The 11,997-nt window shown below is 67.0% G+C and carries 12 protein-coding genes; 6 read left to right on the forward strand and 6 right to left on the reverse strand.

The features are described 5' to 3' along the window. On the reverse strand, nucleotides 1-939 hold a 939-nt coding region (locus tag J5F18_RS06450; protein ID WP_346301466.1), incomplete at its 3' end, for a Rieske 2Fe-2S domain-containing protein. Nucleotides 940-1,270: 331 nt separating this feature from the next. Here J5F18_RS06450 and J5F18_RS06455 point away from each other — a divergent pair. After that, nucleotides 1,271-2,377 carry a hybrid-cluster NAD(P)-dependent oxidoreductase gene (locus J5F18_RS06455; RefSeq protein ID WP_346301467.1) on the forward strand — a complete coding sequence of 369 codons (1,107 nt, stop codon included), beginning with the start codon at nucleotides 1,271-1,273 and terminating at the stop codon, nucleotides 2,375-2,377. 64 nt (nucleotides 2,378-2,441) lie between these two features. Here J5F18_RS06455 and J5F18_RS06460 read toward each other — a convergent pair whose 3' ends face one another. Continuing rightward, on the reverse strand, nucleotides 2,442-3,308 hold the full coding sequence (locus J5F18_RS06460) for a DMT family transporter (RefSeq protein WP_346302187.1): 867 nt from the start codon (nucleotides 3,306-3,308) through the stop codon (nucleotides 2,442-2,444). Between the two features lie 359 nt (nucleotides 3,309-3,667). On the opposite strand from J5F18_RS06460, the gene J5F18_RS06465 reads away from it, so the two are divergent. The 3 genes from J5F18_RS06465 to J5F18_RS06475 all read left to right on the forward strand — a co-directional run bounded on the left by J5F18_RS06465 (nucleotide 3,668) and on the right by J5F18_RS06475 (nucleotide 6,857). Further along, nucleotides 3,668-4,051 carry a DUF4168 domain-containing protein gene (locus J5F18_RS06465; protein ID WP_346301468.1) on the forward strand — a complete coding sequence of 128 codons (384 nt, stop codon included), beginning with the start codon at nucleotides 3,668-3,670 and terminating at the stop codon, nucleotides 4,049-4,051. Nucleotides 4,052-4,209: 158 nt separating this feature from the next. Continuing rightward, a complete protein-coding gene (locus J5F18_RS06470) occupies nucleotides 4,210-6,129 on the forward strand; it encodes a DUF294 nucleotidyltransferase-like domain-containing protein (RefSeq protein WP_346301469.1) in 1,920 nt (639 codons plus the stop codon). A gap of 2 nt (nucleotides 6,130-6,131) precedes the next feature. After that, entirely contained in the window at nucleotides 6,132-6,857 is a 726-nt protein-coding gene (locus tag J5F18_RS06475) for a 3'-5' exonuclease (protein WP_346301470.1), read from the forward strand. Between the two features lie 90 nt (nucleotides 6,858-6,947). On the opposite strand, the gene J5F18_RS06480 is transcribed toward J5F18_RS06475, so the two are convergent. Together J5F18_RS06480 and J5F18_RS06485 are read right to left on the reverse strand one after the other, a co-directional pair. Further along, the gene (locus J5F18_RS06480) at nucleotides 6,948-8,588 is read right to left on the reverse strand and encodes a BCCT family transporter (RefSeq protein WP_346301471.1); all 1,641 of its coding nucleotides are present in this window, start codon (nucleotides 8,586-8,588) and stop codon (nucleotides 6,948-6,950) included. 52 nt (nucleotides 8,589-8,640) lie between these two features. Continuing rightward, nucleotides 8,641-9,066: a universal stress protein gene (locus J5F18_RS06485; RefSeq protein WP_346301472.1), complete on the reverse strand. Its 426-nt coding sequence runs from the start codon at nucleotides 9,064-9,066 to the stop codon at nucleotides 8,641-8,643. 346 nt (nucleotides 9,067-9,412) lie between these two features. Here J5F18_RS06485 and J5F18_RS06490 point away from each other — a divergent pair, with 346 nt between their 5' ends. Both J5F18_RS06490 and J5F18_RS06495 read left to right on the forward strand, forming a co-directional pair. Next, nucleotides 9,413-9,754, forward strand: coding sequence for a hypothetical protein (locus J5F18_RS06490; protein ID WP_346301473.1), 342 nt, complete (start codon nucleotides 9,413-9,415; stop codon nucleotides 9,752-9,754). A gap of 81 nt (nucleotides 9,755-9,835) precedes the next feature. Further along, the gene (locus tag J5F18_RS06495) at nucleotides 9,836-10,246 is read left to right on the forward strand and encodes a hypothetical protein (RefSeq protein WP_346301474.1); all 411 of its coding nucleotides are present in this window, start codon (nucleotides 9,836-9,838) and stop codon (nucleotides 10,244-10,246) included. A 157-nt stretch (nucleotides 10,247-10,403) separates the two neighbouring features. On the opposite strand, the gene J5F18_RS06500 is transcribed toward J5F18_RS06495, so the two are convergent. Together J5F18_RS06500 and J5F18_RS06505 are read right to left on the reverse strand one after the other, a co-directional pair. Beyond that, nucleotides 10,404-11,792, reverse strand: coding sequence for a sigma-54 dependent transcriptional regulator (locus J5F18_RS06500; RefSeq protein WP_346301475.1), 1,389 nt, complete (start codon nucleotides 11,790-11,792; stop codon nucleotides 10,404-10,406). An 11-nt stretch (nucleotides 11,793-11,803) separates the two neighbouring features. Beyond that, nucleotides 11,804-11,997: ATP-binding protein (locus J5F18_RS06505; protein ID WP_346301476.1), on the reverse strand; the 194-nt coding region annotated here is incomplete at its 5' end.

The raw sequence follows: 11,997 nt of genomic DNA on the forward strand, positions 1-11,997 counted from the left end.
CAGGTGGAGGATGCGCAGCGAACCCATGTCGGGGCTCTCGAGCCGCCCCATCAGCTTCTGGCAGGCCGGCTGGCCGTCCAGGGTCATGGAGACCACGCCGTCGAGCAGGGGGGTGCGGGTCAGGCGGTTGCGCTTGCCGAAGCGCTCGAGCTGCCAGGGCACCCGCTGGGCGTCCCAGTCGGCCTGCTTCCTGGCCACCAGCGCCTTGTAGGCCGGGGTGGCCCGCGGGTCGTCGGTGTCGTCGAACTCCTGCAGGGAGTTGAGCAGTTCCGGATGGGAGCCGTTGCAGTGGTAGCACTCGCGGTTGTTCTCGATCACCAGCTTCCAGTTGGCCTGCTCGACGATGGATGACTCCACCGCCACCTTGACATTGGCCATGTCGTAGGGCTCGAGGTAGTGCTCCAGGGTCACCAGGAAGTCGTCGATGGCCGGCGGCTGCTCAGCCAGGCTGATGAAGATAAAGCCTCCGGCGGTGCGCACCTGGATCGGCTTCAGTCCGTATTCGGAGAGATCGAAGCCCTCGCCCATGTCGGTGCCGGCGAACAGCAGGCGACCGTCCAGTTCGTAGGTCCACTGGTGGTAGGGGCAGACCAGCTTGGCCACCTTGCCCTTCTCGCTGACGCAGAGCCGGGAGCCGCGGTGGCGGCAGACGTTGTGGAAGCCATGCACGGCACCGTCGTTACCGCGCACCAGGATCACCGGATTGTCGCCGATCTCCAGGGTCAGGTAGTTGCCCTTGGCGGGGATCTCGCAGCTCATACCGGCGAACAGCCACTCCTTCTCGAAGATCTCCTGCATGTCCAGGGCGAACAGCCGGGCATCGTTGTAGAAGGGCTGGGGCAGCGAGAAGTTGCGCCGGCGGTTGACCAGCATCTCGACGGTGGCCTCGCGGGCCGGTGCCAGGGGGTCATCCAGACGGGCGGGCGACTTGGGATCCATGGAACGCTTCCTCGATGGGGGCCGCGATGGCGGCTATAGGGTTGTTGGTGTGAGAGGCGTCGCTGCGAGATGCGCATGACGGTCGGCATGCACGTTGTCGGGGGAGTGTGCAGCAGCCCGCCAACTCCGGGTTGTCTGGCGGCGACGAATGCCGATGCCAGGGCGACACCCGTTTCGCCGTTCGGGCCCCTGGTCGGGGGGAAGGGACATGTCCAGGTCGCAGTCAGGCAAGTGGCGGCGGCGTCGGCTGGCGCAAAATTCGCCTAACGACCGGCCCCGGCGCCGTGGTCGGAGCGCTTCGCAATGCAGCCCAGCCCCAGGCGAATCGACAATGACAATGAACTTCCTTAACCCCGTCACAACCCAGACCTGGACCAACGGTCGCCACCTGGTGCGCTGCGTCAAGGTGATCCAGGAGACCTGGGACGTGCGCACCTTCTGCTTCATGGCCGAGCAGCCGGTACTGTTCTTCTTCAAGCCCGGGCAGTTCGTGACCCTGGAGCTGGAGATCGACGGCGAGCAGGTGATGCGCTCCTACACCATCTCCAGCTCCCCCTCCGTGCCCTACAGTTTCTCGATCACCGTCAAGCGGATGCCAGGCGGCAAGGTCTCCAACTGGCTCCACGACCACCTCAAGGTCAATGACGAGCTGGCGGTGCACGGCCCGGTGGGTAACTTCAATGCCATTGACTACCCGGCGGAGAAGATCCTGATGCTCTCCGGCGGCGTCGGCATCACGCCACTGATGTCCATGGCGCGCTGGTTCTTCGATACCAATGCCGCGGTGGACCTGGAGTTCGTGCATAGCGCCCGCACCCCCCAGGACATCATCTTCCACCGTGAGCTGGCGCATATCTTCTCGCGAATCCCCGAATTCAAGCTGCATATTATCTGCGAGCGCAGCGACGAACTGGGCGAGGCCTGGTCGGGCTTCCGTGGCTACCTGAGCCAGGCCATGCTGGAGCTGATGACCCCTGACTTCATGGATCGCGAGGTCTTCTGCTGCGGCCCCACCCCCTATATGAATGCCGTCAAGAACCTGCTCAAGAGCAGCGGATTCGACATGAGCCGCTACCACGAGGAGTCCTTCGGGGCCACGCCGGTGGAAGTGCAGGAGGAGGTGCTGGAGCTGGCCGAACAAGCCGAAGCCGAGGCCGAGGAGCTGGATGTCGCCGACATGCTCAGCGTCGAGTTCGCCACCACCGGGAAAAGCATTCGTATCCAGCCAGGCGAGACGGTCCACAACGCCGCCGCCAAGCTGGGGCTGCATATCCCCAAGGCCTGCGGCATGGGCATCTGCGGCACCTGCCGCGTTCCCTTGACGTCGGGGCAGGTGGAGATGGAACACAACGGCGGCATCACCGAGGAGGACGAGGCCGAGGGCTATATCCTCTCCTGCTGCAGCAAGCCGCTGGGGGATGTGGTGGTGGCGTACTGAGACGCCCGATCCCCCCAGGCCTGCGGCATGGACTCTCTGCCTTCCGGCACCTGTCGGGTGCCGCTCACCGCCGCGACCGTCCCCTGACCACCAGCACCACCCCGGCGATGGCCACGGCCATGCCGGCAAGCGACACCGGCGGCAGGGCCTCGCCGAACAGCCACCAGGCCTGCAGGGCGGTGACCGGCGGCACCAGGTAGAAGAGGCTCGCCACCCGCGAGGCCTCGCCGCGCCGGATCAGCGCCATCAGCAGCAGGATGGCGGCGATGGAGAGCACCAGCACCAGCCACCCCAGGGTGAAGGCGAAGGCGGGGGTCCAGCTCACCTGGCGGGTCTCGAAGAGCAGGGCGCCGAGCCCCAGCGCGGCACCCGCCGCCAGGTACTGCACCACGGTGCCGGAGAGCAGCGGCATGCCGGTGCAGTAGCGCTTCTGATAGAGGGTGCCGCCGGAAATTCCGGCCAGGGCCACCAGGATGGCCAGCAGGGCGTCGGCACCGAAGCCCTGGAAGAGCGCCTCTCCCGGATCCAGCTTGCCGCCCAGCACCATTGCCACGCCGACCAGCCCCAGCACCAGCCCCAGCCACTGGCGCCCGGTGAGCCGCTCGCCCAGCAGGGGGCCGGCGAGTCCGGCGGTCAGCAGCGGTTGCAGCCCCACCAGCAGCGAGGCGAGTCCCGCCGGCATGCCCAGGTAGATGCCGTAGAAGACCCCGCCCAGGTAGGCGCCGTGCACCAGCAGCCCCGAGATGGCGATATGCCCCCACAGGCGCGCACCCCGCGGCCACTCCCCGGAGAGCCAGTGGGCCAGCGGTACCAGTAGCGCCAGGGTCAGCACGAAGCGGATGAACAGGAAGGTGAAGGGCTCGGCGTAGGGCAGGCCGAACTTGGCGCCGATGAAGCCGGTGCTCCACAGCGCCACGAACAGCAGCGGCATGGCGGCGAGCCAGAAGCTGGCGGTGCGGGAAGCGGGAGGGGGCACGGCTAACGTCCATGTCGGTTGTCGGGGAGCCCACGACCATACTGCGCCGCCCGGGGCTCGCCTAGCCCCGGCGGCGGGCTCACAGGGAAATGAAATCTATTCGTATCCATGGCTGGCGCCAGGAAGCCCTCCATGCCAGGCCTGACGGCGAAGCGACCGCTCAGGCTGTCGCCACCTGGCTACAGATGTTGAGTTGTGAACACCTTATGTTTCTAACTGTTACAAGAAAGGGGTGAACGCGAGTCAGCGAATGTCGTCAGAGGAGGGCACATACACGCTACGCCCTTTGGGTACCCATAAGACTGGAGGTCTTCATGAAACGGATGACTGCTCTCTTCTCCGCCGCCCTGCTCAGCGCCGGCCTGATGTCGGCCACCGCCCACGCCCAGCAGGACCCGGCGGCTGCGCCCGAGCAGCCCCAGGCCGCCGCCCCGGCCATGGACTTCTCCGACGAGCAGCTTCAGCAGTTCGCCGACGCCTCCCAGGAAATCGCCGTGATCTCCCAGGAATACACCGAGCGTCTGCACGCCGCCGAGGACGAGGCCACCCAGCAGGAGGTACGCATGGAAGCCAACGACAAGATGGTGGAAGTGGTCGAGGATAGCGGCCTCGACGTGGATACCTTCAACGCCATCGGCCAGGCCATCCAGCAGGACCCCGAGCTGATGCAGCGCGTTCAGGAGATGGCCCAGTCGTAAGACCGGTCCCGTACTGATGCCGACTCCCATCGGCACGCAGCGGCCACCCCACGGGGTGGCCGCTTTCGCGTGGGGGCCAGGCCAGCCCGCCGGCTTTACAGCGCCGGGGTGAGCTTCCAGACTGGAGCTCAGAGGCGGGCCAGACGGGAGCGTGGCGCATGGAGGTCGAACTGCTGGAGATTCGTCAGCATATGGGGCGCTTCCCGCCCTTCGATGCGCTCTCCAATGAACTGCTCGACGAGATCGCCGGCCAGGTGGAGGTAGCCTACTACCGGGCCGGCAGCGACATCTGGACCCTGGACCAGGAGATCCATGAGCTCGCCTATATCCGCAGTGGGGCCGTGGAGGTCCATCGGCGCAGCGGTGAGCTTTACAACCGCCTGGGCGAGGGCGATATCTTCGGCCACTTCAGCCTGCTGCGGAATCATCGGGTGCGCTTTCCCGCCCGGGCGCTCGAGGACACCCTGCTCTACTTCATCCCCCAGGCGCTCTTCCAGCGGCTCTGCGAGGAGGACGAACACTTCGCCGACTTCGTGGAGCTCGAGCGTCCGCGCCTTGAGTCCGCGGTGGCGCACCAGAAGAAACAGAACGACATGATGATCACCCGGGTGCGCAAGCTGGTGACCCGTTACCCGGTGATGGTGGAGGCCGGCACCACGGTCCAGGAGGCCGCCCGCCAGATCGGCGACTTCCAGGCCTCTGCGGTGCTGGTGCTCGATGCCCCCGGCGACAACCCACGCTACACCTTCCGCGACAGCGAGGAGCGGGCCTGGCAGGTGCGCGGCATCCTCACCGACAGCGATTTCCGCAACCGGGTGGTAGCGGCGGGGCTGCCGCCGGACACGCCGGTGGGCGAGGTGGTCGGCAATCGACTGATCGCCATCCAGTCTGACGAGTCGGTCCACGAGGCGATGCTCGCCATGCTGCGCAACAATATCCACCACCTGCCGGTGATGCATCGCCGCCACCCGGTGGGCATCGTGCATCTCTCCGACATCATCCGCTACGAGACCCACTCCAGCCTCTACCTGGTCAGCAACATCTTCAACCAGCCCAGCGCCGAGGGCCTGGCCAAGCTGGCGCCGGAGGTGCGTGCCGCCTTCGTGCGCATGGTGGAGGATGACGCCGACTCGCGGATGATCGGCAGTGCGCTCTCCACCATCGGTCGCAGCTTCACCCGCCGCCTGCTGGAGCTGGCCGAGGAGACCCTGGGACCGCCGCCGGTGCCCTACTGCTTCATGGCCCTGGGCTCCATGGCCCGCAATGAGCAGAGCATCGTCACCGACCAGGACAACGCCCTGGTGCTCGACGACGCCTTCGACCCGGCGGCCCACGACGCCTACTTCCTGGCGATGGCGAAGATCGTCAGCGACGGCCTGCACGCCTGCGGCTACACCTACTGCACCGGCGACATCATGGCCACCAACCCGCGCTGGCGTCAGCCGCTGGCGGTGTGGAAGGGCTACTTCCAGGACTGGATCCAGGACCCGACGCCGGAGCGGCTGCTGCACAGCTCGATCTTCTTCGATCTCGATACCGTCTACGGCGAGAACGTCCTGGTGGAGCAGCTGCAGGACCTGGTGGCGAAGCAGGCCCCGCAGAGCCGGCTGTTCCTGGCGGCCATGGCCCGCAACGCCCTGAACCGCACCCCCCCGTTGGGCTTCTTTCGCACCTTCGTGATGGAGAAGGACGGCAAGCAGAACAACTCCATCAACCTCAAGCGGCGCGGCACCGCGCCGCTCACCGACCTGATCCGGGTCCACGCCCTGGCCTGCGGCTCCCGGGCCCAGAACAGTTTCGCGCGCCTCGACGACATCGACCGCACCCAGCTGCTGGCCCCGGGAGTCAGCAACAAGCTGCGCTACGCCCTGGAGTTTTTGTCCATGGCGCGCATCCGCCACCAGGTGATCGACCTGCAGCACGAGCGCACGCCGGACAACAACATCGAACCCGAGAACGTCTCCGACAGCGAGCGCCACACCCTCAAGGATGCCTTCCAGGTGCTGAGCAACGCCCAGAAGTTCCTCAAGTTCCGCTATCCGCTGCCCACCGGGGCCGCCCGGTCGCGGCGGAGGTGAGCATGCGCGCCCTGCGCCCTGGCCGCCGACGCGACGCCCTGAGCTGGCCCGACTACCTGGCCGAGCGGGCGGCCCGGGCCGGAGATTCCGGGCTGGCGGCCTTCTTCGCGGCGGGCTGCCCGGACCCCGCCACCCCCATCGCCGAGGCGCCCCTGGCGGCGCTCGACATCGAGACCACCGGGCTGGAGCCGCGGCGCCACGCCATCGTCAGCATCGGCCTGGTGCCCTTCACCCTGGCCCGCATCCCCCTGCGCGAACGGCGCTACTGGGTGCTCAAGCCCACCCGGGAGCTGACCGAGCGCTCGGTGACCCTGCATCACATCACCCACGCCGAGGTGGCCGGTGCGCCGGACCTGGGCGAGGTGCTGCCCGACCTGCTGGACGCACTGCGGGGCCGGATCGCCGTGGTGCACTACCGCCACATCGAGCGCCCCTTCCTCAACGAGGCCGTGAAGGCCCGGCTCGGCGAGGGGCTGCGCTTCCCGATGATCGATACCATGTCGCTGGAGGCGCGGATCCACCGCCAGTCGCTGTGGGCGCGCTTCCGGCGCTGGCTGGGCCGCCCGCCGGTGTCGATCCGCCTGCACAACAGCCGCCACCGCTACGGCCTGCCGGCCTATCAGGGCCACCATGCGCTGGTGGACGCCCTGGCCACCGCCGAGCTGCTCCAGGCCCAGGTGGCCAGCCGCTACTCGCCCGATACCCCGGTGGGGGAGCTGTGGAGTTGAGACGAGCCTGGCCGAGCGCATGCCGGGAGTGAAAACGAAAAGAGGGCGGCCCGTGGGCCGCCCTCTTGCTTGCTGCGCGAGCCTCGCTGCCTAGCGTGGCTCGCTCATCAGCCCCTTGACGATGGCGTAGCAGCTGGCCAGCAGCACCAGGGTGAAGGGCAGGCCGGTGGAGATCACCGCCGCCTGCAGGGCGGCCAGGCCACCGCCGATCAGCAGGGCGATGGCGATGGCGCCCTCGATGATGGCCCAGAAGAGGCGCTGGGGCTTGGGCGCATCCACCTTGCCGCCGGCGGTGATGGAGTCGATCACCAGCGAGCCGGAGTCCGACGAGGTGATGAAGAAGACCACCACCAGGGTGATGGCGATGAAGGAGGTGATCTCGGTCAGCGGCAGGCCGGCCAGCATCACGAACAGCGCATCCGCTTCGCCCTCGAAGGTGCCGGCCAGCAGCTGGCTGATGCCGGCGCTGCCGAAGGAGGTCATCCAAAGCACGGACACCGTGGACGGGACCAGCAGCACGGCGATCAGGAACTCGCGCACGGTGCGCCCGCGGGAGACCCGGGCGATGAACATGCCGACGAAGGGCGACCAGGAGATCCACCAGGCCCAGTAGAAGGCGGTCCAGCCCTGGCTGAAGTTGGCGTCCTCGCGGCCGAAGGGGTTGGAGAGCGCCGGCAGGTGAGCGAAGTAGCTCAACAGGTTCTGGAAGAAGCCGGTGGCGATCATCAGGGTCGGCCCGACGAGGATCACGAAGGCCAGCAGCAGAAACGCCAGACCCATGTTGATCTTGGAGAGCTGCTGCACGCCCTTGTCGACACCCAGATAGATCGAGCCCATGGCCACGATGGTGATGGCGACGATCAGCAGCACCATGGTGGCGTTGGTGTCGGGAATCCCGAACAGTTCGTTGAGGCCGTTGGTGGCCTGCTGGGCGCCGAGCCCCAGGGAGGTGGCCAGGCCGAACAGGGTGGCGAACACCGCCAGGATGTCGATCACATGGCCCGGCCAGCCCCACACGCGCTCGCCCAGGATCGGGTAGAAGATCGAGCGCATGGTCAGCGGCAGGCCCTTGTTGAAGGAGAAGAGCGCCAGCGCCAGCGCCACCACGGCGTAGATGCCCCAGGGGTGCAGGCCCCAGTGGAAGATGGTGGCGGCCATGCCCATCGCCAGGGCGCCGGCCTCGTCACCCTCGGCGCCGCCCAGCGGGGACCAGTCGGTGCGGGCGCCGTTCTCGGTGGTGATGCCGCCCAGCGCCGACTGGAAGTGCTCCATCGGTTCGGAGACACCGAAGTACATCAGGCCGATGCCCATGCCGGCGGCGAACAGCATCGAGAACCAGCCGAGATAGCTGAAGTCGGGTGTGGCATCCATGCCCCCGATGCGCACCTTGCCCAGCGGCGTGAAGATAAGCACGATCGACAGCAGCACGAAGATGTTGGCGGCCAGCAGGAAGAACCAGGCCAGGTTGCTGGTCAGGAAGGTGAAGGTGGCATTGAACAGCGGTCCCACCTGCTCCTGCAGGGCCAGGGTGATGATCACGAAGAACAGCACCACGATGGAGGACACGAGAAATACTTTGCCGTGCAGGTCCAGGTCGAAGCCCAGGGCGTTGGTGGCGATGTTGTCCTGACCGATCACATAGTCCGTATCGATCAGGTTGGCAGGCCCCTCCGGGGCCGGAATGCCCTCGGAAGCCTGCGGCTTCTCGTTGGCGCTCTCGTCATTGGCCATGTGGTTCTCTCCCTTGCGTAACGTCGGGGTGGTGAAACCGGGCGCGTTCGGCTCAGCCCTTGCGTGGACGGACCAGGAACACCGAGACGTCGGTGTGAGTGGCCACCTTGCCGCCGTGGGACGGCATGATCACGTCGAGATGCTTCGGTGGATGAGTCGGCATCACCACCAGGTCGGCGCCCACCTCGTCGATGGCCGCGATCAGGGCGTCATCCAGGTTGGCGATGGGGTCGGCTTTGACGATGGTATGGGTGGACACCGGCTGCCCATGCACCTGGTGCCGGGACTGGGCGAAGGCTTCGAGCTTGCGGCTGAACTCCTCCGGCGTGCGGGCCACCTTACCGGGCGCACTGGAGGTGACGCCCACGTAGCACACCTCGGCGTCGTAGTGTCGGGCCAGGTCGGCCACGGTTTCCAGGGTGGGCTCGATTACCTCGATATGCGCGAGATCGATCGGCACCATGATCCTGTGATACATGACGGCAACTCCTTCTTTGGGTCGAGGGGCGGCGGCAAGGGCCTTGACTTTAGCGTAGAGGAGGACCGGTCGGCGGCGCGCTACGGCCATTCAACGTCGCAGGTTGGCCAAGCGTTGTTTCTTGGACATTAACTATACGCGCTCTTGGTGATAATGCCGAGTTCGCCCCGGTCATCCTGTCCCATGTGCCACTCTGCTACACCATGAAGCGCCGCAGTATGCCGGCTCCGGAGTGTTTTGATAGCCTTAATATTTTGATTTTTCTATGTTTATTATATTTTTGGTCAGTCTGGCACGCTGCCTGCTTGATTCAGGGAGACCACCCGCTCGAATGGAGGATGAGCGAATGCAACTAGACAGAACCCGCCACGACACCATGCCCCGGTCTCGCCGCCTGAAGGCCCTGGCCGCTATCGCGGCGCTGTCGCTGGGCAGCCTGGCACTGGCTGGCTGCGGCAATGACGATGAGTTGCCGCCCATGGAGCCCCAGGACCCCCCCATGGAGGAGCCGGCTCAGGAAGCGCCTCCCATGGACGATGAACCTGCCATGGGCGATGAACCTGCGATGGGCGATGAACCTGCGATGGGCGACGACCCCATGGATGACCCCATGGAAAGCCAGGAACCGATGATGGACGAGATGGACGAAATGGACGAGATGGATGAGGAGGAGCAGGGCAGCTTCTAATTTGCTGCCCGCTTTCCAGGGGCGACGAACCGGTCGCCCCCCTTCCCCGACGCCACGATCCGATACGGCAAGGAGTGAATGATGTTGTCACAGGACCTGCTGAAGAAACTGGGTGTTCTCGGTGTGTCCGTTGGCCTGCTGGCCAGCCCCCTGGCCTTCGCCGGCATGCACGAGGAGCCCGCCGACCCGGCTACGCAGCCCACCGATCCGGCCACGCAGCCCGCCGACCCGGCCACACAGCCCGCCGACCCGGCCACGCAGCCCGCCGACCCGGCCACGCAGCCCGCCGACCCGGCCACGCAGCCCGTCGACCCGGCCACGCAGCCCGCCGACCCGGCCGCACCCGCCGACCCGGCTGCCGATCCTGGCGTACCCGCCGATCCTGGCGCCCCGGCCGATGAACCCGGCTTTGGCGGCGGCACCGAGCCCATGCCCAGTGGCGAGGATGCCACCCAGCCGGGTGAGGATGACTGGGAGATGTCCGACGATTGATTCTCCCTCAGGTGTTCCCCGGCGTGGCTGGTCGTTTCCGCCATCCCGTCGGCATCCATGACCCGACCGCGTCCTTCCGCCCCTGCCAGGTGCAGGGGCTTTTTCTGTCACTTCGTTCCACCGCACCGGCTCCGCCTGCGGAAGGGCTCGCTCAGTCTCAGTCACCGTCGAGGCGGCGATAAAGGGTGCGCCGGGCGATTCCCAGGATATCGGCGGTGCGGCGCTTGTTACCGCCGGTGGCATCCAGCACCTTGCGGATATAGCGCTTCTCGACCTCCTCGAGGCTGGGCCAGGCCTGGGAGGAGGCGTTCGGCACCAGGCTGCCGGTCAGGGCCTCGCCGCTCTCCCGCTGTGACGCCTGGGCCTGTTCGCGCAGGCGCTCCGGCAGGTCGGCGTGGCGAATCTCGCCGGACTCCGCGAGGGTGACCGCCCGCATGATGGCGTTCTCCAGCTCGCGCACGTTGCCCGGATAGGAGTAGGTGAGCAGCGCCTGCAGGGCGGCGGGTTCGATGCCCTCGATGGGCTTTCCCTGGGCGTCGGCATGCTTGTCGATCAAGGCCGTCACCAGCCGCTCCAGGTCGCCCTCCCGCTCGCGGAGCGGCGGGATGCGCAGCGAGAAGGTTTCCAGGCGAAAGAAGAGGTCGCTGCGGAACTGGCCGGCCTCGATCTCCTGTTCCAGGTCGCGGTGGGTGGCGGCGATGATGCGCACGTCCACCGGCTCCTCGCGCTCTCCTCCCACCGGTCGTACCGTCTTCTCCTGCAGGGCGCGCAGCAGCTTGGCCTGCAGCCCCGGCGACATCTCGCCGATCTCGTCGAGGAACAGGCTGCCGCCCCGAGCCGACTGGAACAGGCCCTGGCGGCTGTCGCTGGCCCCGGTGAAGGCGCCCTTCACGTGGCCGAAGAACTCGCTCTCCATCAGCTCGCTGGGAATGCTGGCGCAGTTGATCGCCACGAAGGGGCCGTCGGCGCGCGGGCTCTCGGCGTGGATCGCCCGGGCCAGCAGCTCCTTGCCAGTGCCGCTCTCGCCGAGCACCAGGATCGGCGCGTCGCTCTTCGCCAGGCGCGCGGCGTCGTGGAACAGCGCCTGCATCGGCTCGCTGTCGCCGATGATACCGTGGAAATGGCCGGGCGGGTCCTGCCGGTGGAAGCGCTCGGCCAGCCGGCGGTGCTCCAGCACCCGGTAGACCGACTCGCGGACGTTCTCCAGGTCCAGCGGCTTGGTGAGGAAGTCATCGGCACCGAGCTTGAGGGCCTCCACCGCCTGGTCGATGGTGCCGAAGGCGGTGATGACGATAAAGCCGAGTACGCTGCCCTCGCCGCGCAGCTGCTCGAGCAGCTGCATGCCGCTCATGCCGGGCAGGCGGACGTCGCTGATCACCAGGGCCACCGGGGTGTGGCTGAGGGTGGCGATGGCCTCCTCGGCGCTGGCCGCGCCCAGGGTCGTGTGGCCCGCCTCCTGGAGCTCCTCCTCGAGCAGCTCCAGGATGGCCGGGTCGTCCTCGACGATCAGGATGGGGCAGGGGGGCACGGCGTCCTTTCGTGTCACGGTGGGTGTCCTCAGGGTTCATGGCGGGCGGCGTCGGTGCCTTCCAGAGTGTCGTCCAGTGGCAGGGTGATCGCGAACCCGGCGCCGCCGAACTCGCTGTCGAAGACCCCGATGGTACCGCCGTGGTCGTTGATGATGCGATGGACCATGGAGAGGCCGAGGCCGCTGCCCTGGCCCACCGGCTTGGTGGTGAAGAAGGGGTCGA

This window comes from Halomonas sp. BM-2019 (assembly GCF_017584085.1).